The following is a 23,313-nucleotide window of genomic DNA, read 5'->3' as shown; positions in this document are numbered from 1 at the left end:
AAAATCCTGCGCTGACCCCAGCCCTCTCCCTGAAGGGCGAGGGAGCTGTCCGTGCCGGCTGATGCTTAGGTTTTATCCTGCACCGTACGGTCCTCTCTCCCTTCAGGGAGAGGGAAAATACACGCACATATTTTCAGATGAAGACAGTTGCTCATACAGGGGAGCGACTTCTTTCTTGCCAGCCCGATCACTCCCACTCCCGCACCTGGCGCACCTCCACGCAGCCCAGCCGACCCGGCGGGATCTTCGCGGCGATGCGCTCGGCCTCGTCCAGGCTCTGCGCCTCGATCAGGTAGAAACCGCCCAACTGTTCCCGCGTCTCGGCAAACGGCCCGTCGGTCACGGTGAGTTTGTCGCCCTGGCCGCGCAACGTGCGCCCGGTAGGCGTCGGCAGCAGGGCATTGGCCGCGATGTAATGGCCGCTGCGCCGCAGTTGCTCGCTGTAGGTCATGCACTCGTCGACGATGCCGCGCAGCTCGGCCTCCGGCAGTTCCGCCGCCTTGCGCTCGTCGAAATAGATCATGCAGAGAAATTTCATCGCCTTCTTCCTCGTTATTGTCCGGGGTGTCGGAAAGATTCGTCGCCCCAGCGTAGCCCCGATTGCCGCGCGGTGACCTTGGCCCGCCCGGCGGTGACCAACGGCATGGACAAACGTCCCAGATAGGCAGAAGATGCGCGCGCCGGCAACGGCGCCGGCCTCAACGAGGAAAGACTGATGGCGAAGAAATCCAAACGGCCGAACAAGGCCAAGTCCCTGGTTGCTCAACCGCTGTTCCGCAGCCGCCAGGAACAGCCGCTCAAAGGCAAAGGCAGCTACCGCCGCGAAGCCTCCCGAAACTGGGAGGCTTCTTCGCTTCTGGCGGCCTGAAAACCTCAGAAAACCTGAACCACTCCCGCCCTTTTGCTTTCAACCGGACAACCCTGCCTTGGAGGTCCGCCATGAAAGCGCCGCTCATCCTCGCCATCCTCGCCCTGCCCTTCAGCCTGTCCGCCCATGCGTTCTGCTCCGACCAGGAAGCCGAAGCCAAGGGCAAGCAAGTGGCCGCCAAAGTCACCGAAGTGACGCGCAGCGATCCGCAACGTGCACAGAAGCTCAACGAAAAGCTCGCCGAGATGAAGAAGTCCCGCTCCAGCGAACAGCGCCCGGACGACTGCGCGGCGTACGACGACATGCTCAAGGAGCTGAACCAGAGCGCGCCCAAGGTCGACCAGGAAACCGGCAGCCAGCCCAAGCAGTAGCGGCGCCGCGCGCAGCCGGTACGGCGGAGATCCCACCGGGACATCTGCGCGTACTTCGCCCGTCCCCTGAAGGGAGTGGAGCCCAGGCACCTATAGGCCTGCCAGCCGATGTGCCACTCGACGGGTATCCAGACGGAAGGGGAATTTTCCCCCGCCCGCGCCATCGAATCTGCAAACCCGTCATCCGCGCCCGACGCAGACGCGTCACAGAGGCCATGCTAAGGTGGCCCCTCGCCTGCCCGTTCCCGAGGAGAGCAATGCGCAAGCCCGTTTCACCTGTTGTCGGCCAACGCTGCCTGCTCGTCGCCGCCTTGTCCCTGGCCAGCTTCGGCCTGCTGACCTCCTGCACCGAGCCGCCGCCCAAGGGTGCCGCCGCGGAACACGCGCGCCCCACGCAGAGCTTCGCCCAATGGCGTGACGGTTTCCGCGTGCAGGCCCTGGCCGCCGGCATCACGGCGCAGACCTTCGACCGCGCCTTCGCCGGCATCGAACCGGATGACTCGGTGGTGACCGCCGACCGCAGCCAGCCCGAATTCACCCGCCCCGTCTGGCAATACCTGGACAGCGCCGTGTCGGCCGCCCGCGTGCGCAATGGCCAGGATCGCGCGCTGGAAAACGCCGACGTGCTGCAACGCATCGAGGCCACCTATGGCGTCGACCGCGAGGCGGTGGTGGCGATCTGGGGCATGGAAAGCAATTTCGGCCAGCAGATGGGCAGCAAGAACGTTATCCGTTCCCTCGCCACCCTCGGCTACGAAGGCCGCCGCCCGGACTTCGGCCGCGAGCAGTTGATCGCCGCGCTGCAGATCATCCAGCACGGTGATGTGCCGGCCAGCAACATGATCGGCTCCTGGGCCGGCGCCATGGGGCAGACGCAGTTCATCCCCACCACGTACAACCGCTACGCCGTGGACTTCGACGGCGACGGCCGGCGCGATATCTGGGGTTCCTCCAGCGATGCGCTGGCCTCCACCGCCAACTACCTGAAGAGCTCCGGCTGGCGGCGTGGGCAGAGCTGGGGCTTCGAAGTCCGCCTGCCGCAGGGCTTCGACTATGCCCAGGCGGACATGGACATCCGCAAACCGATGAGCGAATGGCTGCGCCAGGGCGTCAGGGTGGCCAGCGGCAACCTGCCGAGCGCCCCGCAAGCCAGCGTCTCGCTGCTGTTGCCCGCCGGGTACCGTGGGCCGGCTTTCCTGATCACCGACAATTTCCGCACCATCCTCAGCTACAACAATTCCACCTCCTATGCGCTGGCGGTGGGCTTGCTGGCGGACAGCTTCAAGGGCGGCGGACAGCTGGCCGGCAGTTGGCCGGTGGGTGACACGCCGCTGAGCCGCTCCGAGCGCATCGAGCTGCAGCAGTTGCTCGCCACCCGCGGTTACCAGCCCGGCACGGCGGACGGCATCATCGGCGCCAATACGCGCAAGGCGATCCGTTCGTTCCAGCAGTCCATCGGCGTGCCCGCCGACGGCTACGCCTCCACGCAGCTGCTGTCCCGCTTGCGCGCCACCTGAAGCAGAGACGGCGCCGCCCATACGGGCCCAAACGAAAAAGGCCGCTTCCTGCGAAGCGGCCTTTTTGCGAGTGCGGCAGCGGCGATGGATCAGCCGATCTTGCTGCCGTGCGCCTGTTGGTCGGCGTGGTACGAGGAGCGCACCAGCGGGCCGGAGGCGACGTTCTTGAAGCCCATCTTCTCACCTTCCTCGGCGAACCAGGCGAAGGTGTCCGGGTGGACGAAGCGCTGCACCGGCAGGTGGTTGCGCGAGGGCTGCAGGTACTGGCCAAGGGTCAGCATGTCGATGTCGTGCTCGCGCATGCGGTGCATGACTTCGATGACTTCCTCGTCGGTCTCGCCCAGGCCGAGCATCAGGCCGGACTTGGTCGGTACGTGCGGGACCATCTGCTTAAACTTCTGCAGCAGGTCCAGCGACCACTCGAAGTCGGACCCCGGACGGGAGGACTTGTACAGGCGCGGCACGGTTTCCAGGTTGTGGTTGAACACGTCCGGCGGCTCGTTGGCGGTGATTTCCAGGGCAATGTCCATGCGACCGCGGTAGTCCGGGACCAGGGTTTCCAGCTGGATGCCCGGGGACAGCTTGCGGATCTCGCGCAGGCAGTCGGCAAAGTGCTGGGCGCCGCCGTCACGCAGGTCGTCGCGGTCCACCGAGGTGATCACCACGTACTTCAGGCGCAGGTCGGCGATGGCGATGGCGAGGTTGGTCGGCTCGTCGACATCCAGCGGCTTCGGCCGGCCGTGGCCGACGTCGCAGAACGGGCAGCGACGGGTGCAGATGTCGCCCATGATCATGAAGGTCGCGGTGCCGCCGGAGAAGCACTCGCCCAGGTTCGGGCAGGACGCTTCCTCGCAGACGCTGTGCAGCTTGTGCTTGCGCAGCAGTTGCTTGATGCGATCGACCTCGGGGGAAACCGGGATGCGCACGCGAATCCAGTCGGGCTTCTTCGGCAGCTCCTCGGTGGGAATGATCTTCACCGGAATGCGCGCGACCTTCTCTGCGCCGCGCAGCTTGACGCCGACTTCCACCTTGCCCGGCTTGGCGGCCGGGGCGGCCTGGCCGGAATTCTCCACAACAGTGCTCATCTAGGTTAGATCCCGCCCGTTAGGGTCTTCTGTCCCGCGTAGCCAAGGCGTTCGACGAGTTCGCCACGCAGGCGCTCGCGCACATCGGCCAATGCGATGGGGCCGGCCAGCTGACTCAGCTGGGTCATGGCCATGCCTGCGTAACCGCAGGGATTGATGCGTCGAAAGGGTTCCAGGTCCATGTCCACGTTCAGTGCCAGGCCATGGAAGGAACGGCCGTTGCGGATGCGCAGGCCGAGGGATGCGATCTTCGCGCCGTCCACATAGACGCCCGGCGCATCGGGTTTGGACACAGCGGTCACACCGTAGCTGGCGAGCAGGCCGATCAGGCTCTGCTCGATGCGCGAGACCAGGTCGCGCACGCCGATGCCGGAGCGGCGCACATCGAGCAACAGGTAGGCCACCAGCTGGCCGGGGCCGTGGTAGGTCACCTGGCCGCCGCGGTCCACCTGCACCACCGGGATGTCGCCGGGGAACAGCACGTGCTCGGCCTTGCCGGCCTGGCCCTGGGTGAATACGCGCTCGTGTTCGAGCAGCCAGACTTCATCGGGCGTAACGGCGTCGCGCTCGGCGGTGAAGCGCTGCATGGCGTGCCAGGTCGGCTCGTAAGGAAGGATTCCCAGCTCACGAAAGCCCAGCGTTTCGCCCATCAGAGCACCATGTGGACGCGGCCGGTGGCGCGCAGGTCTTTATGGATGTTCTGCAGTTGGTCGACGCCGGTGGCGGTGATCAGCACCTGCACGGACAGGAAGCGGCCGTTGCGGCTGTCGCGGGTGACCAGGGTGGTGATGTCCAGGTCCGGCGCGTGGCGCTGGATGACTTCGATCACCAGGTCGGAGAAGCCTTCGCCAGCATCGCCGATGACCTTGATCGGGTAGCGTTCGCAGGGGAACTCGATCTTCGGCGCGGGCTGTTCGTTCTCGGTCTTGAGAGGATCGACGGTATCAGGGGTATCAGTCATGGCTCTCGCGGGCGGGTGGCCCGCCTCCGCATGAGCGTCCGGGATGGGGACGCTCCGGGTGGATCGGACGACGAATGCCGGGCCACGCAAGGGCCGGGCAGTCGCAGGCGGGCATTTTACCCGAGTTTGCGACCGCGCGGGCAGGTCAATCCCGGTCTTGTATACAAAAGTGCAAGACCGGGACGGACGGTCAGTTGAACAGACCGTAGAAGAACAGGCGGATGCTGTCCCAGACGCGGCGGAAGAAGCCGCCTTCTTCCACGGCGTTCAGCGCGACCAGGTCGGAGGTGCGCACCACCTTGTCACCCAGCTTGACCTCGACCTTGCCGATCACCTGGCCCTGCTGGATCGGCGCCATCAGATTGGGCTCGACCACCATGTTGGCCTGCAGCTGCTTGAGCTGGCCGCGCGGCACGGTCATGGTCAGGTCTTCGGACAGGCCGGCTTTGACTTCGTGATCGGAGCCTTTCCAGACCATGGCCTTGGTCAGCTCGGCGCCCTTCTTGTAGAAGGTCTGCGATTCGAAGAAGCGGAAGCCGTAGGTCAGCAGCTTCTGGGTCTCGGCGGCACGCGCCTGCTCGCTGTTGGTGCCGAACACCACGGCGATCATGCGCTGACCGTCACGCACGGCGGACGCCACCAGGCAGTAGCCGGCTTCGTCGGTGTGGCCGGTCTTCAGGCCATCGACGGTCTTGTCGCGCCACAGCAGCAGGTTGCGGTTGGGCTGCTTGATGTTATTCCAGAAGAACTCTTTCTGCGCGTAGATCGCGTAGTGGGTCGGCTCGCCGTAGATGATCGCGCGGGCCAGGGTCGCCATGTCCTTGGCGGAGGAGTAGTGCTCCGGGTTGGGCAGGCCGGTGGCGTCCATGAAGTGGGAATTGGTCATGCCCAGCTTCTGCGCGGTGGTGTTCATCATGTCGGCGAAGGCGTCTTCGCTGCCGGCGATGTGCTCGGCCAGGGCGACGGAGGCGTCGTTGCCGGACTGGATGATGATGCCGTGCAGCAGGTCGCTGACCGAGACCTGGGAGCCGAGCTTGATGAACATGCGCGAGCCGCCGGTGCGCCAGGCGTGCTCGCTGACGGTGACCAGGTCGGATTCGGCGATGCGGCCGCCTTCGATTTCCTTGGTGGCGATGTAGGCGGTCATCAGCTTGGTCAGGCTGGCGGGCGGCAGGCGCTCGTCACCGTTGTTCTCGACCAGGATGTTGCCGCTGGCGCCGTCCATCAGCACCCAGGCCTTGGCCGCGAGCTGCGGGGCGGCGGGAACGACTTCCGCTGCCCAGCTGGCCACGGGGGCGCTGAACAGCACGAGCAAGGACAGGCGTTTGGCGAAGTTGAAGATGTTCATCCGTCTCTCTGGGGTTCACTAATGGTCAAACAATCCCCTTGGGGGGAACTCGGGTGCTGCGGCCTCTGCCGGGCCGCTGCGGCACGTGCGGTGGAATCTCAGTCCAGGCGCACGAGCTTGGGTTGGCCAAGGTTGGCCACGCGGATGCTGTCCTGCATCCGGCTTGCTTCATCCTGCGTTCCGATCGGTCCCAGGCGTACCCGGTACAAGGTCTGCTGGTTGACCACGACCGAGCTGATAAAGGATTTCGCCCCCGTCAGGCCGCCGACCTTCTCCTTGAGAAGCTCCGCAGCGTCCGGGTTGGCGAAGGCACCCACCTGGAGATACAGGCCATCGGCTGGTAATGAAGCGTTTTTTTTTGAGTCGATCTGTACCGGCGCCACGGGCACGGCGTGCTGTGCGGGCGGCGGGGTGTAGGTTTCGATGGGCTGGGCCATGGCGACCGCCTGCGGCTGCGCGGCGGCGGGCTGGGCGGCCATCTTCGGCAGGGCCATGATCATCGGCGGTTGCTTGCCCTGGGCGGCCCACCAGCGGTCGGGGTCAATGCCCTCGACCTTGACGTGGGCGGTGCCGGTCTCGGCGTAGCCGAGCTTCTTGGCGGCAGCGAAGGACAGGTCGATCACCCGGTCGGAGTAGAACGGGCCGCGGTCGTTGACGCGGACGATGACGCTCTTGCCGTTGTCCAGGTTGGTCACGCGCACGTAGCTGGGCAGCGGCAGGGTCTTGTGCGCGGCGGTCATGCCGTACAGGTCGTACTGCTCGCCGTTGGCGGTGGCCTGGCCGTGGAACTTGGTGCCGTACCAGGAGGCGGTGCCCACCACGCTGTAGGTGCTCGCGTTGTTGAGCGGGTAGTAGGTCTTGCCCAGGACGGTGTAGGGGTTGTTCTTGAACGGCCCGTTGTGCGGCATCGGCACGGCATCGGGGATGCGCGAGACGTCCACGTCCCACCAGGGCGCGCCGTCGCGGTGCGGACGGTTGTAGTCATACGGCCCGGAAATCCCGCTGCTGGCCACCGGCTGCTGCGGCTGCGGCGTGCGGTTGCCGGTGCAGCTGGCGAGGAACACGGTGCTCAGGCCAACGCAGGCGGCCAGCGACCAGAGGCCGGGACTTGCGATTCGCTTGCTCAATGGACACCTCTCGCCTTGGCGATCTCGCCAGCCAGCTGATGCACCGCCATAGCGTACATGGCGCTACGGTTGTAACGGGTAATCACGTAAAAGTTCGGCAGGCCGACCCAGTACTCGGTGCCCTGGGCGCCTTCCAGGCGCATGGCGGTCACCATCAGGTCGTCTCGGATCACATCATGGGTACGCCAGCCCTGGGAGCGTAGCTGGCCAAGGTTCAGCTGCGGCTCCAGGCCCTGGGTGAGCGCGTCTTCGGCGGTGGAGGTGGCGACTTCCGCCTGCGACACCACCGGCTCGCCGGTGTGCCAGCCGTGCTGCTTGAAGTAGTTGGCGACGCTGCCGATGGCATCGGTGGGGTCGCTCCAGATATTGATGTGGCCGTCGCCGTCGAAGTCCACCGCGTAGGCGCGGAAGCTGCTCGGCATGAACTGCGGCAGGCCCATGGCGCCGGCGTAGGAGCCGGTCAGGCTGAGCGGGTCGACCTGCTGCTCGCGGGCCAGCAGGAGGAACTGCTTGAGTTCCTTGCGGAAGAAATCGGCGCGCGGCGGGTAGTCGAAGCCCAGGGTGGACAGCGCGTCCATCACCTTGAAATTGCCGGTGTTGCGGCCGAAGAAGGTCTCGACGCCGATGATGGCCACGATGTACTGGGCCGGCACGCCGTATTCCTGCTCGGCGCGGGCCAGGGCCTCGGCGTTCTGGTTCCAGAAGTCCACGCCGCGGTTGATGCGCGCGTCGGTGACGAAGATCGGGCGGTATTCCTTCCAGGTCTTCACCCGCTCGGCCGGGCGGGAGATGGCATCGAGGATGGACTGCTTGCGCTCCACGTCGTGGAAGAGGGCCATGAGCTGTTCGCCGGCGAAGCCGTAGTCGCGGGTCATCTCGCTGACGAACTCGGCGACCTGGGGCGAACCATCGTAGTCGCCCGCGTGGGCCGCGCCGGACATGCCGATCGCCCCCGCGATTCCGACCCAATGCACCCCCCTGGCAGCCCAGGCGCGCAGTACTTGCATTCCTTTCTTCACTCTTGTCATCAAACCTGGGCGATCCACTTGCGATGGGTGTGGATCGACATCAAAACGCCGAACCCTGACATCAGGGTCACCAGCGAAGTTCCACCGTAACTAATGAAGGGCAGCGGCACCCCCACCACTGGCAACAACCCGCTGACCATACCAATGTTGACGAACACATACACGAAGAAGGTCATGGTGATGCTGCCGGCCAGCAATTTGCCGAACAGCGTCTGCGCCTGCGCCGTGATCACCAGCCCCCGGTAGATCACCAGCAGGTACAGCACCAGCAGCAGGCACACGCCGACCAGGCCGAACTCTTCGCCGAGCACGGCAATGATAAAGTCCGTGTGGCTTTCCGGCAAAAAATCCAGATGGGATTGCGTGCCCAGCAGCCAGCCCTTGCCGAACACGCCGCCCGAACCGATGGCCGCTTTTGACTGGATGATGTTCCAGCCGCTGCCCAGCGGGTCGCTTTCCGGATCGAGGAAGGTCAGCACGCGCTGCTTCTGGTAGTCGTGCATGACGAAGTACCACATGCCCACCGCCACCGGCACCGCGGCCGACACGGCCATGATGATCCAGCGCCAGCGCAGGCCGCCGACAAACAGCACAAAGGCGCCGGACGCCAGCACCAGCATGGCGGTGCCCAGGTCCGGCTGCTTGAGGATCAGCACGAAGGGCACCACGATCAGCGCCAGGCCGACCACGCTGTGCTTGAAGCCGGGCGGCAGGGCGCGCTTGGACAGGTACCAGGCGATGGTCATGGGCATCAGCAGCTTCATGAACTCCGCCGGCTGGAAGCGGATCACCCCGGGGATATTGATCCAGCGGGTGGCGCCCATGGCGTTGTGGCCCATCACGTCCACCACCACCAGCAGCGCCACGCCGATCAGGTAGCCCAGCGGCACCCAGCGAGCGAGGAAGCGCGGTTCGATCTGCGCCAGCACGAACATCGCGCCAAGGCCCATGCCGAAGGACGATGCCTGCTTGATCAACAGGTCCCAGCTCTTGCCGCTGGCGGAATACAGGACGAACAGGCCGACCGAACCGAGGGTCAGCAGCAGGAGCAGCAGCAAGCCGTCGATGTGCAGGCGCTGGAGCAGCGTGGAGCGCCGCTTCATCACGTCTTCGCTGGACAGCGTGCGGTCGAAGTTACCGTTCATGGTCATGGTTTGGGCGCCTCCGCCGTCGCCTGCGGTGCGTATTCGGGCTTGAGCCTGCCACTCTCGTCGAGCAACCAGGCATCGGTCACGGCCTTGAGCACGGGGGCGGCGACGCCGGAGCCGGACTCGCCGTTCTCCACCATCACCGCCACGGCGATCTGCGGGTTGTCGGCCGGCGCGAAGCCGACGAACAGTGCGTGGTCACGGTGGCGTTCGAGCAGCTTGGAGCGGTTGTACTTCTCGCCCTGCTTGATCGCCACCACCTGCGCGGTACCGGACTTGCCGGCGATGCGGTAGACCGAGGTGGCGCCGACCTTGTGCGCGGTACCGCGGGCGCCGTGCACCACCTGCTGCATGCCGTAGTCCACCAGGTTCCAGTTGTTGGGGTCCTTGAGGACGATATCGGGCATCGGCTCCCCGTCGACCGGCGGCTTGCCGTCGATGGTCTTGGCCAGGTGCGGGCGGATCCACTTGCCGCGGTTGGCGATCAGCGCGGTCATCTGCGCCAGCTGCAGCGGCGTGGCCTGCATGTAGCCCTGGCCGATGCCCAGGATCAGGGTTTCGCCGGGGAACCAGGCCTGCCGGCGCAGGGCGCGCTTCCACTGGCGGGACGGCATCAGGCCCTCGGCCTCGCCGTACATGTCCAGGGCGACGCGCTGGCCGAAGCCGAACTCGCTCATGTAGTCGTGCAGGCGGTCGATCCCCAGCTTATGCGCCAGGTCGTAGAAGTAGGTGTCGTTGGAGCGCATGATCGCGGTCTCCAGGGTCACCCAGCCGTCGCCCGTGCGGTTCCAGTTGCGGTACTTGTGGTCGTAGTTCGGCAACTGGTAGTAGCCGGGGTCGAACACGCGGCTGGTGGGCGTCACCACGCCGGCATCGAGACCGGCGATGGCCACCGCCGGCTTCACCGTCGAACCCGGCGGGTACAGGCCGCGCAGCACGCGGTTGTACAGCGGGCGGTCCTCGGAATCGCGCAGCGCGGCGTAATCCTTGAAGCTGATGCCGGTGACGAACAGGTTGGGGTCATAGCTTGGCTGGCTGACCATGGCCAGCACGTCGCCAGTGGACGGCTGGATCGCCACGATGGCGCCGCGCCGCCCGGCCAGCGCCGCTTCGGCGGCGGCCTGCAGCTTGCTGTCGATGCTCAGCACGATGTCGCGGCCGGACACCGGTTCGGTGCGCTTGAGCACGCGCAGGACGCGGCCACGGGCGTTGGTCTCGACTTCCTCGTAGCCCACGGTGCCGTGCAGCGCATCCTCGTAGAATTTCTCCACGCCGGTCTTGCCGATGTGGTGGGTGCCCGAATAGGCCACCGGGTCGAGCTTCTTCAGCTCCGCCTCGTTGATCCGCCCGACGTAGCCGACCGAGTGCGCGAAGTGCTCGCCCAGCGGGTAATGGCGGACGAACTGCGCGGTCACGTCGACGCCGGGCAGGCGGTACTGGTTCACCGCGATGCGGGCGATCTGCTCTTCGGACAGCTCGAACATGATCGGCGCCGGCTCGAACGGCCGGCGCCCCTGCTTCATGCGCTTCTCGAAGATGGCCTTGTCTTCCTCGGTCAGACCGAGGATGTCCACCAGCGCCTTGAGCGTGTCCTGCAGGTTCTCGGTGCGCTCGCGGGTGATGGTCAGGCTGAAGCTGGGACGGTTGTCGGCGATGATCACCCCGTTGCGGTCGAAGATCAGCCCGCGATTGGGCGGAATCGGCTGCACGTGGACGCGGTTGTTCTCCGACAGCGTCGAGTGGTAGTCGTACTGCGTCACCTGCAGGTGATACATGCGCGCCACCAGCACCAGGGCGAGCAGGAAGATCGCCACCCCGCCGACGATGACGCGGGCGCGGACCAGACGGGCGTCCTTCTCGTGGTCCTTGAGCTGTATCGGCTGCGGCATCGAAAACGGCTACGACTACTTGTGGTAGGGGTGCCCGGACAGAACCGTCCAGGCGCGGTAGATCTGCTCGCCGACCAGGATCCGCACCAGCGGGTGCGGCAGGGTCAGCGGCGACAGCGACCAACGCTGCTCGCTGCGCGCGCAGACCTCCGGCGCCAGGCCTTCCGGCCCGCCGACCATGAGGTTGACGGTGCGCGCGTCCAGGCGCCAACGGTCGAGTTCCTGCGCCAGCTGGGGGGTGCTCCAGGGCTTGCCTTCGACTTCCAGGGTGACGATGCGTTCCCCAGGCTGGACCTTGCTCAGCATGGCCTCGCCTTCCTGGCGGATCAGCCGCGCCACGTCGGCGTTCTTGCCGCGCGTGTTCAGCGGGATTTCCACCAGTTCCAGGGACAGCTCCGAGGGCAGCCGCTTGACGTACTCGGCCCAGCCCTCTTCCACCCAGCGCGGCATGCGCGAGCCGACCGCGATCAGACGCAGACGCACGACAGACTTACTCGGCGCTGTGCTGGGCGCGGCTCTGCTCGGCGCCCTGCCACAGGCGCTCGAGGTCGTAGAACTGGCGGGTGGCCGGCTGCATGACGTGGACCACGACGTTGGCGAGGTCGATCAGGACCCACTCGCCGCCTTCCTGGCCTTCGCTGCCGATTGGGCGCACGCCCTGTTCCTTGACCTTCTCCAGGACGTTGTCGGCCAGCGACTTGACCTGACGGCTGGAGGCGCCGGTGGCGATGACCATGGCGTCGGTGATGCTGGTTTTCTCGCGCACGTCGATGACGACGATGTCCTGCGCCTTGAGATCTTCCAGAGCGGCGATGGCCAGCTCGACCAGTTGTTCGGTTTGCATTGAATGACTCTCTGACTCGTTCAGTGGGGCGCCTGGTACAGGCCGTGCGCCTCGATATAGTTCAATACCGCGTCCGGCACCAGGTAGCGCACCGAGCGCCCCTGCGACAGGAGTTGGCGGATCTGGGTGGCCGAAACCGCCAGCGGCGTCTGCCAGACGAAGGTGATCTGCCCGGCGGGGCCGGTCATCGCCTTCGGGTCGGCAACACTGCGCGCCGCCAGCAGGTCGCGCAGGTCTTCCGGCGGCTCGCTGTCGGCATCCGGGCGCTGCAGCACGACGATATGACAGTGCTCCAGCAGCGCTTCCCAGCGATGCCAGGTCGGCAGGCCGCAGAATGCGTCCCAGCCAACCAGCAGGAACAACTGGTCCTGCTCATCCAGCTCCCCACGCAGCGACTCCAGGGTGTCGATGGTGTAGGAGGGTTTGTCGCGCTTCAGCTCGCGGTCGTCGACCACCAGCGGGGCCACACCGGCTACTGCCAGTTCGACCATCGCCAGCCGCTGCGCCGGTTTCACCTGCGGGGTGTCACGGTGCGGCGGGCGGAAGTTGGGGATCAGGCGCAGTTCGTCGAACTCGAACTGCTCGGCCATCTCCAGCGCACTGCGCAGATGGCCGATGTGCACCGGGTCGAAGGTGCCGCCGAACAGACCGACCCGACGGGAACGCGCCTTGTTCATCAGGTCCGCACGTGCCCGTCGCCGAACACCACGTACTTCTCGCTGGTCAGGCCTTCCAGGCCAACCGGGCCGCGGGCGTGCAGCTTGTCGGTGGAGATGCCGATCTCCGCGCCCAGGCCGTACTCGAAGCCATCGGCGAAACGGGTGGAGGCATTGACCATGACCGAGGCCGAGTCCACTTCGGTGAGGAAGCGCCGGGCGTCGGTGAAGTTCTCGGTGACGATCGCGTCGGTGTGCTGCGAGCCATAGGTGTTGATGTGCTCGATGGCGGCGTCGAGGCCGTCGACGATGCGGATCGACAGGATCGGCGCGTTGTACTCGGTGCGCCAGTCCTGCTCGGTGGCTTCCAGCACGTCGGCGCCCAGCAGCGCGCGGGTGGCGGCGTCGCCGCGCAGCTCCACGCCCTTGTCGCGGTAGATGGCGGCCAGCGGCGGCAGCACGCGGTCGGCGATGCCGGCATGCACCAGCAGCGTTTCCATGGTGTTGCACGGCGCGTAGCGCTGGGTCTTGGCGTTGTCCGCGACGCGGATCGCCTTGTCCAGGTCGGCGGCGACGTCGATGTAGACGTGGCAGATGCCGTCCAGGTGCTTGATCACCGGGACCTTGGCGTCGCGGCTGATGCGCTCGATCAGGCCCTTGCCGCCGCGCGGAACGATGACGTCCACGTACTGGGGCATGGTGATCAGCGCGCCGACGGCGGCGCGGTCGGTGGTTTCCACCACCTGCACGGCGCTGGCCGGCAGGCCGGCTTCGGCCAGGCCCTTCTGGATGCACGCAGCGATGGCCTGGTTGGAATGGATCGCCTCGGAACCGCCACGCAGGATGGTCGCGTTGCCGGACTTCAGGCACAGGCTGGCGGCGTCGATGGTCACGTTCGGACGGGATTCGTAGATGATCCCCACCACGCCCAGCGGCACGCGCATCTTGCCCAGCTGGATACCGGACGGCACGTAGCGCATGTCGCGGATTTCACCGATCGGGTCCGGCAGCGAGGCGACCTGGCGCAGGCCCTCGATCATGTCGTCGATGCGCGCCGGGGTCAGGGCCAGGCGGTCGAGCATGGCTGGCTCAAGACCATTGGCACGGCCATTGGCCAGATCCTGTTCGTTGGCGTCGGTCAGTTGGGCGCGGGCGGCGTCCAGGGCATCGGCGGCGGCCAGCAGGGCTTTGTTCTTCTGCGCGGTCGTGGCGCGCGCGACAACGCGCGACGCTTCACGGGCGGCGCGGCCCAGGCGGCTCATATAGTCGAGAACGGACTCGGTCATGATCTAACGCGTCTGCGTGAGGGAAATGCGCAAGTATAGCGGGAGCGCCCCCTCAGCGGCCAGCCACAGCAGCCGGCCGGTCGGCGACGCGCTTCACGTAACGCTGCCGCCCGCCATCCCCCGCCGCCGGTTACACCCGGCCCTCCCCTCCCCTCTCTGCCGCCCGAAGGTTGGGTAAACAATTTCGTATCGGCTGGTTACCTTGCTCGGGGGCCGTTGCCACTTTTCCTTGGCCATGCACCACGAGCAACGGACCGCGCGGCCAGCTGCCCCCGCAGTGCTCGCATGCCAGGGACTCACGCCAGGGAAGAACAACAAGAGGCGGCCCACCGCCGGAGAACTGCCATGCGCTATCGCACCGATTACAGCGCCCAGTCCCTGACCGCCGCCCCGGCGGTGCTGGAACTGGACGGTTGGCAACTGCACTACCAGGCCTTTTCGTCGCGCGAGGATGACAGCCGCCCGCCGGTCCTGCTGCTGGGCGGCGCGTTCCAGAGCTTCCGCTCCTTCGCCAGCGAGGTCTCGGAGCTGCTCGCCGGGCACCCGGTGATCCTGCTCGACCTGCCCAGCCAGGGCGGCAACCTGCAACTGGCGCCGCAGCTGAGCCTGGAAGACCTGGCCGACCTGATCGCCGCCTTCGCCGAGACCCTGCAACTGCCGCCACTGATGCCCATCGGGCTGTCCTATGGCTCGGCCCTGGCCGCGCTGTTCGCCGCCCGGCACCCGGCGCGCTGCGGTCGCCTGCTGCTGGCCGGCATCACCGCCTTCGGCCGCCCCGGCGCCCGCGCCCTGCTGGTGGAAGCCCTGGCGCGGCTGGAACTGGGCGAGCAGACGCCGTTCGCCCACGGCGTGCTCACCGGGCTGATCAATCCGCTGCGCCTGGCCGATACCGGCGTCTCCCCGGTGTTCCGCAAGGCCCTGCTGCGTCAGTTGCAGCGGCTGACCCCGGCGGAAATCGAGCGCTACCGGCAGAACAGCCAGCGCCTGCTGGCCTTTGGCGGCTTCGACCGCCATCCGCAATGCCCGACCCTGGTGCTGGCCGGCGAGTACGACCATTTCACCCAGCCCTGGGAACACGCCGAATTCGCCCATGCCTGCGCGAACGCCGAGTTCGCGCTGATCCACAACGCCGACCACCTGGCCCAGTTCGAACGCCGCGATGCCTGCGCGCGGCTGTACAACCCCTTCCTGCGTGGCGAAGCATTGCCGCGCAGCGCCGCCGGCAGCACGCGCTTTCAGCGCCAGCAACTGCTGCACCTGGAACGCCGCTTCGAACCGCGCCTGGCCCCGGCCGACAGCCGAGCCGTGCTGCGCAACGGTGACGGTGGCCAATGGCGCTGCGAACTGACGGAGCTGGGCTATTTCGGCGGGCTGCTGCGCGTCGAGCTGCCGGCCGAGCGCCCGGCGCGCGGCTGGAAACTGAGCGCCGCCGGCCTGCCGGAACTGGACATCCTGCCGCTGCGCTACAGCGGCGAAGGCCTGGCGTTCATCTTCGCCCACGGCGACCCGCAGGCCAGCGCGGCGCTGGCGGCGATGGTGGTGCCGATGCAGCGAGGGGCGTGGGCGGCGTGATCGGTTGATCATCGAGGCCCTGCGCTCGGGTTGCCCCTCACCCCAACCCTCTCCCATGGGGAGAGGGGGCCATTCGGTGCGGGATGAAACGGCAGCATCAGCCGGCAGGACAGCTCCCTCTCCCTTCAGGGAGAGGGCGGGGGGAGAGGGAAGCCCCGGTACCGTCATGCAGACATGAAGCCCGACTGTTCGCGAGCAAGCTCGCTCCTACAGGTGCCCGCACTCGCCGAAGCCGCCTCGTGTAGGAGCGAGCTTGCTCGCGAACCGCCCAGCCACCTCAGCTCAAGCCCTGCACCCGCGCCTCGATCACCCGCACCAGGCTCGGCATCCGCCCCTTGGGCAAGCCCAGCCCCGCGCCGTCCACCTGCGGATCGAGCACCTCCACCCGGCCAAACCCGCAGCCCGTGAAGGCCTGTTCGATCTCCGCCGCGCTGCGGTAGTGCAGCGGATAGCCGCCGCGGGTCAGCCGCCCGATCAGCCCGACGCCCCAGCGGATCTGCCGGTAGCGCGGGTGCTCGCGCAAGTCCGGGTAAAGCTCGGTCAGGTAGGTCGCCTCCGGGAACAGCCGCAAGGCCGAGGCCAGCCGGCGCCAGAAATCCTCGATCACCGGACGCTGGAAGTAGTTCACCAGCCCTTCCGTGATCACCACCACGGGGCGATCCGGGTCCAGCTCCGACAGCAGCGCCGCCAGGCTCTGTTCGCCCTGCTCGGCGAGGATATCCACCGCCCGCACGCGGTGCTTGCCGTCCAGCCAGCCCTGCTCCTGCAGCAGCGCGGACTTGCGCGCGGCCATCGGCGGCAGGTCGGCCTCCAGGTAGGTCAGGTGTGGATAGCGCTCGCGGAAGCGCCGGCCGCGAGGCGACAGACCGCAGGCGATCTCCACCACCTGGGCGACGCCGCGCGACTCGATGGCCTGGGTCAGCCGGGCATCGATGAGCAGGTGACGTTGTAACAGGAAATCTTCGATATTCAGCCCGAAACCGATCCGCGCGCCCCAGTTGATCGGCGCCACGCAGCCGTGCACCCAGCGCCCGAACGCCGTGGCGAAGGCCGGGTCGGCCAGGTGGTGCCGGTACCAGACGTAACCGGTGTAGTGCGCGCTGGGGGTGATGTGGGCGCTGTCGGCCCGGATCCGTTCAGCCATGCTTAAGAATCTTGTTGTTATGATTCCCCAGCCTAAGACCGGCCCGAGAACCGCGACAATCCAATGCCCGCCGAACCCAACCTAAGTTTGCCCTGGCCCGAGGCCAACCCGCTGCCGGACGCCTTCTTCAACCGCGACGCGCTCACCGTCGCCCGCGAGCTGCTGGGCAAGGTGATCCGCCACCGCGTCGGCGACCTCTGGCTGTCGGCACGGATCATCGAAACCGAGGCCTACTACCTGGACGAAAAGGGCAGCCACGCCTCCCTCGGCTACACCGAGAAGCGCAAGGCGCTGTTCCTCGATGGCGGCCACATCTATATGTATTACGCCCGCGGCGGCGACTCGCTGAACTTCAGCGCCGGCGGGCCGGGCAATGCGGTGCTGATCAAGTCCGGCCACCCCTGGCTGGACCGTATCTCCGGCGACGCCGCCCTGGCCCGCATGCGCCAGCTCAACCCGGCGGCAGACGGCAGCGAACGCGCGCCGGGCAAGCTGTGCGCCGGCCAGACCCTGCTCTGCCGCGCCCTGGGCCTGAAGGTGCCGGAGTGGGACGCCCGCCGTTTCGACCCGCAGCGCCTGTTCGTCGACGATATCGGCGAACGCCCCGCGCAGGTCATCCAGGCCGCACGCCTGGGGATTCCCCACGGCCGCGACGAACACCTGATGTACCGCTTCGTCGACGCCGCCTTCGCGCCCTTCTGCACGCGCAACCCCTTGCGCCGCGGGCAGGTCGAAGGTCACGACTACTATCTGCTCGAACCCCAGGACGACTCCCGCCGATGATCGATCTCGCCGCCTTCAACGCCTGGATGGCGACCCACCCGCAATGGCTCGCCCTGGTCCTGTTCCTGGTCGCCTTCCTCGAATGCGCCGCCGTCATCGGCATCATCCTGCCCGGCGTGGTGATGCTCTTCGCCATCGCCGTGCTGGCCGGCAGCGGCGCCCTGGGGCTGGGGGAAACCCTGGCGCTGGCGTTCTTCGGCGGGCTGCTGGGCGACCTGTCGTCGTACTGGATCGGCCGCCACTTCCACCAGGACATCCGCCGCCTGCCGGTACTGCGCCATCATCCGGAATGGATGGCCAGCGCCGAAGGCTTCTTCCACCGCTACGGCGTCGCCAGCCTGCTGGTCGGCCGCTTCATCGGCGCGCTGCGGCCGTTCCTGCCGATGATCGCCGGCATGCTCGACATGCCCTTCGGCCGTTTCCTGGCGGTCTCCATCGTCGCGGCCGCCGGCTGGTCCATCGCCTACCTGGTGCCCGGCTGGGCCACTGGCGCGGCCATGCGCCTGCCGCTGCCGGACGGTTTCTGGCCGGAGGCCGGGGTGGTCGCCGCCTGTATCGCCGCGGTGTTCGCCCTGATCATCCACGCCGAACTGAGCAAGGAGCGCAACGCCCCGCTGATCGGCGCCGCGGGCTGTTTCGCCCTGCTGATCGCCCTGCTGGTCGGCTGGCCGCACCTCGATGCGCTGGACAAGGGTCTGATGGCCCTGGTGCAGGAACATCGCCAAGCCTGGCTGGACCACGTGGCGGTGGCCGTGACCCGGGTCGGCGACTTCCGCACCCAGTTCATTGCCGGCGCGCTGCTGGCGGTGCTGCTGGCCGCACTGCGGCTGTGGCGCCATGCCATCTTCGCCGCCGGCACCATGGTCGGCACCGCGCTGCTCAACACCACGCTCAAGCACCTGTTCAGCCGCGCCCGCCCGGAGGTAATCGCCGACCCGCTGTCCGCCTTCAGCATGCCCAGCGGCCACGCCTCCGCGTCCTTCGCGTTCTTCCTGGTGCTCGGCGTGCTGGCCAGCCGGGAGAAATCCCCGCGCGTGCGCCTGGCCTGGATGCTGCTGGCGGTCATCCCCGCCGCCTGCATCGCCCTGTCCCGCGTGTACCTGGGCGCGCACTGGCCCAGCGATGTCATCGCCGGCGCGCTGCTCGGCGCCTCGGTGTGCGCCGCCAGCCTGTGGATAAGTCAGCGCCGCAGCGAGTTGCCGGCCCTGGCGCCGCGCATCTGGTGGAGCCTGCTGCCGACCGCCATGGTGCTGCTGGCAGTGGCCAGCGCCTGGGGCCTGTCGGCGGCGATCCACCGCTACACGCCGCTCTGATCAGGCCCAGGGGCAGCCGCGCATGTGCTCGGCGCAGCGCAGCTGGACGAATTCGCGCAGCTGCGTCACCGCCCGGCTGAGCTGGGCGCGGTGGGTGCAGAACAGGTTCATCGGGGTGGCCTCGCCCAGGTAATCCGCCAGCGCCACCTCCAGCCGGCCGGCGCGCACGTCGGCCGCCACGTCCAGCCAGGACTTGTACACCAGCCCCTGCCCCGCCACGGCCCAGCGCCGCACCACGTCGGCGTCGTCGCAGAGGCGGTCGCCGCTCACCGTCACCTCGTGCTGCTTGCGGCTGTCGCTGAAGCGCCAGCGTTCGTGGGCGCGGCCGCCGAGCATGTAGAGCAGGCAGTTGTGCCGTTGCAGGTCGTCCGGGTGCGTGGGCTTGCCGTGGCGGGCGAAATACTCCGGCGCGGCGCACAGCACCCGGCGGTTGTCCGGCGCCAGCGGCAGCGCCACCAGGTTCGAGTCGCCCGGCAGGCCGAGGCGGAAGGCCACGTCCACCGGCTGGCGGTAGAGATCGACCTGGCGATCGCTGATCAGCAGGCGCAGGTTCATCCGCGGGTGCAGCGCCTGGAATTCGTCGAGCCAGGGCAGCAGCACATTGCGGCCGAAATCCGACGGCGCCGAGACCTGGAAATTCCCGGCGATCTCGCTCTTGCCACCGGCGAGCAACTGGCGTCCGTCGTCCAGGCTCTGCAACGCGGCGCGGGCGTGGGCCAGGTACAGCTCGCCCTCGGCGGTCAGGCGCAGGCTGCGGGTGGAGCGGGCGAACAGGCGCACATCCAGCTCGCTTTCCAGGCGCTTGAGCGCCGCGCTGGCCACAGCTGGCGACAGCTCCAGCTCGCGGGCAGCCGCCGAGAGGCTGCCGCGCTCGGCGGTGCGGACGAAGATCTGCAGGTCGTCGAAACGCAGCATTTTCAAAAATCCTTTGAAAGAGACTCTCTACTTACGCGGTTTTTCTTGCCAGCGAAAGAGAGCAGCATGCCCTCACCTTCCCCGCCTCACCTGGAGATACACGGATGAGCCTGACCCTGATTGCCATCATTCGCGCCAAACCCGGCCGCGCCGACAGCCTGCAGGAGCGCCTGCACGGCCTGCTCGCACCGTCCCGCGCCGAGGCCGGCTGCCTGCAGTACGACCTGCACCGCGACCTCAAGGACGCCGACCTGATCTACATGATCGAGCAATGGCGCGACGAGGAGGCCCTGGCCGAGCACGAGGCCACGCCGCATTTCCAGGCCTTCGTGAAGGCCGCCGAAGCGGACCTGGCGGAACTCGACATCCGCCTGATGAACCGCATCGACTGATCGTTTCCACCCCATAGGAACACGCCCATGAAAGCCATCGGCTACACCCAGAGCCTGCCCAGCAGCGACGCCAACTCGCTGATCGACATCCAGCTGCCCGAGCCCACGCCCGGCCCGCGCGACCTGCTGGTGGAAGTCCGCGCCATCTCCGTCAACCCGGTGGACACCAAGGTCCGCCAGCGCGCCCAGCCCGCCGAGGGCCAGTACAAGGTGCTCGGCTGGGACGCCGCCGGCGTGGTCCGCGCGGTGGGCAGCGAGGTCAGCCTGTTCAAGCCCGGCGACAAGGTCTGGTACGCCGGCGACCTGACCCGCCCCGGCAGTAACGCCGAGCTGCAGCTGGTGGACGAGCGCATCGTCGGCCCCATGCCGCAGAGCCTGGACTTCGCCCACGCCGCCGCCCTGCCGCTGACCACCATCACCGCCTGGGAACTGCTGTTCGACCGCCTGCAGGTGGCCGAGGGCCAGGGCAGCGCCGGGCAGAGCCTGCTGATCGTCGGCGCCGCCGGCGGGGTCGGCTCGATCCTGACCCAGCTGGCACGCCAGCTCACCGGCATGACCGTGATCGGCACCGCGTCGCGCCCGGAAACCCAGGAGTGGGTCCGCAACCTCGGCGCGCACCATGTGATCGACCACCGCAAGCCGCTCAGCGAAGAACTCAAGCGCATCGGCGTCGGCGAAGTCACCCACGTGGCCAGCCTGAACCAGACCGAGCAGCACCTGCCTGAAATCGTCGCCAGCCTGCGCCCGCAAGGCCGCCTGGCGCTGATCGACGACCCGGACAACCTTGACGTGCGCCTGCTCAAGCAGAAGAGCCTGTCGCTGCACTGGGAGTTCATGTACACCCGCTCGATGTTCCAGACCGACGACATGATCGAGCAGCACAACCTGCTGCAGCGCGTGGCCGGGCTGATCGACAGCGGCGTGCTGAAAACCACCCTGGGCGAGCACTTCGGCAAGATCGACGCCGCCAACCTGCGCCGCGCCCATGCGCTGCTGGAAAGCAACACGGCCAAGGGCAAGATCGTGCTGGAAGGGTTCTGACCCGCCGCTGCCTGTAGGAGCGGGCCATGTCCGCGATGGCGCCCACGGGCGCCCCTACAGGGGGCGGCAGTGCAGGGGCTGTTCGCGAGCAAGCTCGCTCCTACGAAGAGCCGCTCCGGCGTTTCCGGTGATCTGTAGGAGCGAGCTTGCTCGCGAACCCCGGCCCGCTCAGTTGCCGGCCTTGGCCCCCGCCAGCAACCGGCAGAGCTTTTCCGTGGCGTCGAGCATCGCGAAGCTCGGCCTCTCCAGGTTGCGATCCGGCACCACCCAGAGCTGCTTCAGCCGTGTGGCGCGAAGTTGCTGCATGCTGGCCCAGCCCCTCAGCTGGTCGTCACTGGCCGCCAGGATCACCGGCGGGTCGCGCGCCAACACGGCCTCCTGGCCAACCTGAGGCGCCGGCAGGTCGAGATCGGCGAACAGGTTGCGGCCACCGCAAACCTCCAGCGCCTCGCTGATGATCTGCCGCCCACCGACCGTGTACAGCGGGCGATCCCACACCTGGTAGAACACCTTGAGCGGCGGCTCGCGGCGGTACTGCGCGCGCAGCTGCGCCACGCGTGCATCGAAGGCCTGCGCCAGCTCACGACCCTTCTCCGCCTGGCCCAGGCGCTCGCCCAGTTCGCGCAGTTGCCGGGAGATATCCTGCAGATGGTGCGGGTCGGCCACATAGAGCGGAATGCCGACGCCCTTCAGGCGCTGCAGCTGCGCCTCCGGCACGGCACCGGGCCAGACCAGCAGCAGGTCGGGTTGCAGGGCAAGGATCTGTTCGAGGTTGACCTGACCGTAGCGACCGACGGATGGCAGGGCCTGCAGGGAATCCGGACGCGGCGCGCCATCCAGAAGGCCGACCAGCCGGTCGGCGGCGCCCAGTTCGAGGACCATGTCGGTGAGCGAGGGCGCCAGACTGACCACCCGCTCCGCCGCCGCAGCAGGCAGGCCGGCGAGCAGCAGGAGCAGGCAGAGGAGACGGCGCATCAGGCCAGTTGGCGCGGCAGGCGGTACAGCCAGAGGATGATCAGGCTGGCGAAGCCCAGCAGCAGGACCGGCACGCCATGCAGGTCGACCAGCACCGCCAGCGCGCCAATCCAGGCCGGCAGGCTGCCGACCAGCGCACCGCGGCGCTGCGCGCTACCCAGCGCCTGCCAGGCGGCGGGCTCGTCGGCGCTGTCGCGGGCCTTGCCGGTGGCAATCAGCGCATGCTTGTAGCGGCGGAACAGCGGCAGCGTGAGGAACATCGACAGCAGGCCGACGACGAACACCGGCGTGGCGAGGGATTCTGGCCCGGGCGCATCGCCCACCAGCGCCAGCATCAATTGCTGCGGCGCCAGCGCGAGCGCCAGCAGCAGCCACCAGAGCAGGTTCAAGCGGCGCCGGGCGGCGGCGCGGTTCACGACGCAGAGACCTCGGCCTCGGCTTCGCCCTGGTGCATGTTGCCCAGCATGTGGCCCAGCTTGCCGGCCTTGGTCTGCAGGTAGCGCTTGTTGTGCGGGTTCAGGCCCTTCTGCAGCGGTACGCGCTCGGCGACGGTCAGGCCGTAGCCTTCCAGCGCCTTCACCTTGCGCGGGTTGTTGGTCATCAGCTTGAGCGAGCAGACGCCCAGGTGCTGGAGCATCGGCAGGCACATGGCGTAGTCGCGCTGGTCGGCGCCAAAGCCCAGGGCCAGGTTGGCTTCCACGGTGTCGGCGCCTTCATCCTGCAGGGCGTAGGCGCGGATCTTGTTGAGCAGGCCGATGCCACGGCCTTCCTGGCGCAGGTACAGCAGCACGCCGCGGCCTTCGTTGGCGATGGCCGAGAGCGCGCCCTCGAGCTGGAAGCCACAGTCGCAGCGCAGGCTGAACAGCGCATCGCCGGTGAGGCACTCGGAATGCAGACGCCCCAGCACCGGCTGGCCGTCGTCGAGCGTGCCCATGGTCAGGGCGACGTGTTCCTTGCCGGTTTCCTCGTCGAGGAAGCCATGCATGGTGAATTCGCCGAAGGGAGTGGGCAGCTTGGAGGCGGCGACGAAAACGACAGACACCGGAAACT

The 23,313-nt window shown here is 67.5% G+C and carries 26 protein-coding genes; 8 read left to right on the top strand and 18 right to left on the bottom strand.

Annotation, left to right across the window (positions count from 1 at the left end; translation table 11 throughout):
- Nucleotides 1–187: 187 nt before the first annotated feature.
- The gene (locus N0B71_RS12080; RefSeq protein ID WP_259759109.1) at nucleotides 188–538 is read right to left on the bottom strand and encodes a YciI family protein; all 351 of its coding nucleotides are present in this window, start codon (nucleotides 536–538) and stop codon (nucleotides 188–190) included.
- 177 nt (nucleotides 539–715) lie between these two features.
- On the opposite strand from N0B71_RS12080, the gene arfA reads away from it, so the two are divergent.
- From arfA to N0B71_RS12065, 3 genes are all read left to right on the top strand, one after another.
- A complete protein-coding gene (gene arfA / locus N0B71_RS12075) occupies nucleotides 716–868 on the top strand; it encodes an alternative ribosome rescue factor ArfA (RefSeq protein ID WP_045215115.1) in 153 nt (50 codons plus the stop codon).
- A gap of 71 nt (nucleotides 869–939) precedes the next feature.
- A complete protein-coding gene (locus tag N0B71_RS12070) occupies nucleotides 940–1,239 on the top strand; it encodes a hypothetical protein (RefSeq protein ID WP_259759108.1) in 300 nt (99 codons plus the stop codon).
- Between the two features lie 257 nt (nucleotides 1,240–1,496).
- A complete protein-coding gene (locus N0B71_RS12065) occupies nucleotides 1,497–2,756 on the top strand; it encodes a lytic murein transglycosylase (protein WP_259759107.1) in 1,260 nt (419 codons plus the stop codon).
- Between the two features lie 89 nt (nucleotides 2,757–2,845).
- On the opposite strand, the gene lipA is transcribed toward N0B71_RS12065, so the two are convergent.
- The 12 genes from lipA to N0B71_RS12005 all read right to left on the bottom strand — a co-directional run bounded on the left by lipA (nucleotide 2,846) and on the right by N0B71_RS12005 (nucleotide 14,128).
- The gene (gene lipA, locus N0B71_RS12060) at nucleotides 2,846–3,841 is read right to left on the bottom strand and encodes a lipoyl synthase (protein WP_259759106.1); all 996 of its coding nucleotides are present in this window, start codon (nucleotides 3,839–3,841) and stop codon (nucleotides 2,846–2,848) included.
- A 5-nt stretch (nucleotides 3,842–3,846) separates the two neighbouring features.
- Nucleotides 3,847–4,491 (bottom strand): lipoyl(octanoyl) transferase LipB, encoded by a 645-nt coding sequence (gene lipB, locus N0B71_RS12055; RefSeq protein ID WP_259759105.1) that lies wholly within the window; start codon nucleotides 4,489–4,491, stop codon nucleotides 3,847–3,849.
- Nucleotides 4,491–4,802, bottom strand: a complete 312-nt coding sequence (locus N0B71_RS12050; protein WP_259759104.1) for a DUF493 domain-containing protein — start codon at nucleotides 4,800–4,802, stop codon at nucleotides 4,491–4,493. The genes lipB and N0B71_RS12050 overlap by 1 nt, the downstream gene beginning before the upstream one ends.
- Before the next feature lie 190 nt (nucleotides 4,803–4,992).
- A complete protein-coding gene (locus tag N0B71_RS12045; RefSeq protein WP_259759103.1) occupies nucleotides 4,993–6,150 on the bottom strand; it encodes a D-alanyl-D-alanine carboxypeptidase family protein in 1,158 nt (385 codons plus the stop codon).
- Between the two features lie 98 nt (nucleotides 6,151–6,248).
- Nucleotides 6,249–7,277 (bottom strand): septal ring lytic transglycosylase RlpA family protein, encoded by a 1,029-nt coding sequence (locus N0B71_RS12040; RefSeq protein ID WP_259759102.1) that lies wholly within the window; start codon nucleotides 7,275–7,277, stop codon nucleotides 6,249–6,251.
- Nucleotides 7,274–8,296 carry a lytic murein transglycosylase B gene (gene mltB / locus N0B71_RS12035; protein ID WP_259759101.1) on the bottom strand — a complete coding sequence of 341 codons (1,023 nt, stop codon included), beginning with the start codon at nucleotides 8,294–8,296 and terminating at the stop codon, nucleotides 7,274–7,276. Before mltB ends, N0B71_RS12040 begins: the two co-directional genes overlap by 4 nt.
- Before the next feature lie 8 nt (nucleotides 8,297–8,304).
- A complete protein-coding gene (rodA, locus tag N0B71_RS12030; RefSeq protein WP_259759539.1) occupies nucleotides 8,305–9,408 on the bottom strand; it encodes a rod shape-determining protein RodA in 1,104 nt (367 codons plus the stop codon).
- Nucleotides 9,409–9,452: 44 nt separating this feature from the next.
- On the bottom strand, nucleotides 9,453–11,342 hold the full coding sequence (gene mrdA, locus N0B71_RS12025; protein ID WP_259759100.1) for a penicillin-binding protein 2: 1,890 nt from the start codon (nucleotides 11,340–11,342) through the stop codon (nucleotides 9,453–9,455).
- A 15-nt stretch (nucleotides 11,343–11,357) separates the two neighbouring features.
- Complete coding sequence (gene rlmH, locus N0B71_RS12020) at nucleotides 11,358–11,825, bottom strand: 23S rRNA (pseudouridine(1915)-N(3))-methyltransferase RlmH (protein ID WP_015475414.1); 468 nt, start codon at nucleotides 11,823–11,825, stop codon at nucleotides 11,358–11,360.
- A 7-nt stretch (nucleotides 11,826–11,832) separates the two neighbouring features.
- Nucleotides 11,833–12,186, bottom strand: coding sequence for a ribosome silencing factor (rsfS, locus tag N0B71_RS12015; RefSeq protein WP_259759099.1), 354 nt, complete (start codon nucleotides 12,184–12,186; stop codon nucleotides 11,833–11,835).
- Nucleotides 12,187–12,206: 20 nt separating this feature from the next.
- Complete coding sequence (gene nadD, locus N0B71_RS12010; RefSeq protein WP_259759098.1) at nucleotides 12,207–12,863, bottom strand: nicotinate-nucleotide adenylyltransferase; 657 nt, start codon at nucleotides 12,861–12,863, stop codon at nucleotides 12,207–12,209.
- Nucleotides 12,863–14,128 (bottom strand): glutamate-5-semialdehyde dehydrogenase, encoded by a 1,266-nt coding sequence (locus N0B71_RS12005; RefSeq protein WP_259759097.1) that lies wholly within the window; start codon nucleotides 14,126–14,128, stop codon nucleotides 12,863–12,865. Before N0B71_RS12005 ends, nadD begins: the two co-directional genes overlap by 1 nt.
- A 345-nt stretch (nucleotides 14,129–14,473) precedes the next feature.
- Here N0B71_RS12005 and N0B71_RS12000 point away from each other — a divergent pair, with 345 nt between their 5' ends.
- The gene (locus tag N0B71_RS12000) at nucleotides 14,474–15,700 is read left to right on the top strand and encodes an alpha/beta fold hydrolase (protein WP_259759096.1); all 1,227 of its coding nucleotides are present in this window, start codon (nucleotides 14,474–14,476) and stop codon (nucleotides 15,698–15,700) included.
- A 277-nt stretch (nucleotides 15,701–15,977) separates the two neighbouring features.
- On the opposite strand, the gene N0B71_RS11995 is transcribed toward N0B71_RS12000, so the two are convergent.
- Nucleotides 15,978–16,844, bottom strand: coding sequence for a class I SAM-dependent methyltransferase (locus tag N0B71_RS11995; RefSeq protein ID WP_259759095.1), 867 nt, complete (start codon nucleotides 16,842–16,844; stop codon nucleotides 15,978–15,980).
- Nucleotides 16,845–16,907: 63 nt separating this feature from the next.
- Between N0B71_RS11995 and N0B71_RS11990 the strand changes: the two genes are divergently transcribed.
- Together N0B71_RS11990 and N0B71_RS11985 are read left to right on the top strand one after the other, a co-directional pair.
- Nucleotides 16,908–17,627, top strand: a complete 720-nt coding sequence (locus tag N0B71_RS11990) for a DNA-3-methyladenine glycosylase (protein ID WP_259759094.1) — start codon at nucleotides 16,908–16,910, stop codon at nucleotides 17,625–17,627.
- A complete protein-coding gene (locus N0B71_RS11985; RefSeq protein WP_442964679.1) occupies nucleotides 17,627–18,940 on the top strand; it encodes a bifunctional DedA family/phosphatase PAP2 family protein in 1,314 nt (437 codons plus the stop codon). The genes N0B71_RS11990 and N0B71_RS11985 overlap by 1 nt, the downstream gene beginning before the upstream one ends.
- Here the strand turns inward: N0B71_RS11985 and N0B71_RS11980 are convergent, their stop codons facing one another.
- Complete coding sequence (locus N0B71_RS11980; RefSeq protein ID WP_259759092.1) at nucleotides 18,941–19,855, bottom strand: LysR family transcriptional regulator; 915 nt, start codon at nucleotides 19,853–19,855, stop codon at nucleotides 18,941–18,943.
- 104 nt (nucleotides 19,856–19,959) lie between these two features.
- Here N0B71_RS11980 and N0B71_RS11975 point away from each other — a divergent pair, with 104 nt between their 5' ends.
- Nucleotides 19,960–20,247 (top strand): putative quinol monooxygenase, encoded by a 288-nt coding sequence (locus N0B71_RS11975; protein WP_259759091.1) that lies wholly within the window; start codon nucleotides 19,960–19,962, stop codon nucleotides 20,245–20,247.
- Between the two features lie 27 nt (nucleotides 20,248–20,274).
- Nucleotides 20,275–21,288, top strand: coding sequence for a zinc-binding alcohol dehydrogenase family protein (locus N0B71_RS11970; protein WP_259759090.1), 1,014 nt, complete (start codon nucleotides 20,275–20,277; stop codon nucleotides 21,286–21,288).
- A 168-nt stretch (nucleotides 21,289–21,456) separates the two neighbouring features.
- Here N0B71_RS11970 and N0B71_RS11965 read toward each other — a convergent pair whose 3' ends face one another.
- The 3 genes from N0B71_RS11965 to ribA are packed head-to-tail and all read right to left on the bottom strand — an operon-like array spanning nucleotide 21,457 to nucleotide 23,305.
- Complete coding sequence (locus tag N0B71_RS11965; RefSeq protein ID WP_259759089.1) at nucleotides 21,457–22,263, bottom strand: cobalamin-binding protein; 807 nt, start codon at nucleotides 22,261–22,263, stop codon at nucleotides 21,457–21,459.
- Nucleotides 22,263–22,679, bottom strand: a complete 417-nt coding sequence (locus tag N0B71_RS11960; protein ID WP_259759088.1) for an MFS transporter — start codon at nucleotides 22,677–22,679, stop codon at nucleotides 22,263–22,265. The genes N0B71_RS11965 and N0B71_RS11960 overlap by 1 nt, the downstream gene beginning before the upstream one ends.
- Nucleotides 22,676–23,305 (bottom strand): GTP cyclohydrolase II, encoded by a 630-nt coding sequence (gene ribA / locus N0B71_RS11955; protein WP_259759087.1) that lies wholly within the window; start codon nucleotides 23,303–23,305, stop codon nucleotides 22,676–22,678. The genes N0B71_RS11960 and ribA overlap by 4 nt, the downstream gene beginning before the upstream one ends.
- Between the last annotated feature and the right edge of the window lie 8 nt (nucleotides 23,306–23,313).

This window comes from Pseudomonas sp. GCEP-101 (assembly GCF_025133575.1).
Taxonomy (GTDB): Bacteria; Pseudomonadota; Gammaproteobacteria; order Pseudomonadales; family Pseudomonadaceae; genus Pseudomonas; species Pseudomonas nitroreducens_B.
The sequence above is the reverse complement of the archived record's forward strand: the minus strand, read 5'-3'. Positions and strand labels throughout refer to the sequence as shown.

Coding starts and splice junctions, on each gene's coding strand:
- N0B71_RS12080 (WP_259759109.1), bottom strand. CDS start 538: ATGAAATTTCTCTGCATGATCTATTTCGACGAGCGCAAGGCGGCGGAA.
- arfA (WP_045215115.1), top strand. CDS start 716: ATGGCGAAGAAATCCAAACGGCCGAACAAGGCCAAGTCCCTGGTTGCT.
- N0B71_RS12070 (WP_259759108.1), top strand. CDS start 940: ATGAAAGCGCCGCTCATCCTCGCCATCCTCGCCCTGCCCTTCAGCCTG.
- N0B71_RS12065 (WP_259759107.1), top strand. CDS start 1,497: ATGCGCAAGCCCGTTTCACCTGTTGTCGGCCAACGCTGCCTGCTCGTC.
- lipA (WP_259759106.1), bottom strand. CDS start 3,841: ATGAGCACTGTTGTGGAGAATTCCGGCCAGGCCGCCCCGGCCGCCAAG.
- lipB (WP_259759105.1), bottom strand. CDS start 4,491: ATGGGCGAAACGCTGGGCTTTCGTGAGCTGGGAATCCTTCCTTACGAG.
- N0B71_RS12050 (WP_259759104.1), bottom strand. CDS start 4,802: ATGACTGATACCCCTGATACCGTCGATCCTCTCAAGACCGAGAACGAA.
- N0B71_RS12045 (WP_259759103.1), bottom strand. CDS start 6,150: ATGAACATCTTCAACTTCGCCAAACGCCTGTCCTTGCTCGTGCTGTTC.
- rodA (WP_259759539.1), bottom strand. CDS start 9,408: ATGAAGCGGCGCTCCACGCTGCTCCAGCGCCTGCACATCGACGGCTTG.
- mrdA (WP_259759100.1), bottom strand. CDS start 11,342: ATGCCGCAGCCGATACAGCTCAAGGACCACGAGAAGGACGCCCGTCTG.
- rsfS (WP_259759099.1), bottom strand. CDS start 12,186: ATGCAAACCGAACAACTGGTCGAGCTGGCCATCGCCGCTCTGGAAGAT.
- nadD (WP_259759098.1), bottom strand. CDS start 12,863: ATGAACAAGGCGCGTTCCCGTCGGGTCGGTCTGTTCGGCGGCACCTTC.
- N0B71_RS12005 (WP_259759097.1), bottom strand. CDS start 14,128: ATGACCGAGTCCGTTCTCGACTATATGAGCCGCCTGGGCCGCGCCGCC.
- N0B71_RS12000 (WP_259759096.1), top strand. CDS start 14,474: ATGCGCTATCGCACCGATTACAGCGCCCAGTCCCTGACCGCCGCCCCG.
- N0B71_RS11995 (WP_259759095.1), bottom strand. CDS start 16,844: ATGGCTGAACGGATCCGGGCCGACAGCGCCCACATCACCCCCAGCGCG.
- N0B71_RS11990 (WP_259759094.1), top strand. CDS start 16,908: ATGCCCGCCGAACCCAACCTAAGTTTGCCCTGGCCCGAGGCCAACCCG.
- N0B71_RS11980 (WP_259759092.1), bottom strand. CDS start 19,855: ATGCTGCGTTTCGACGACCTGCAGATCTTCGTCCGCACCGCCGAGCGC.
- N0B71_RS11975 (WP_259759091.1), top strand. CDS start 19,960: ATGAGCCTGACCCTGATTGCCATCATTCGCGCCAAACCCGGCCGCGCC.
- N0B71_RS11970 (WP_259759090.1), top strand. CDS start 20,275: ATGAAAGCCATCGGCTACACCCAGAGCCTGCCCAGCAGCGACGCCAAC.
- N0B71_RS11965 (WP_259759089.1), bottom strand. CDS start 22,263: ATGCGCCGTCTCCTCTGCCTGCTCCTGCTGCTCGCCGGCCTGCCTGCT.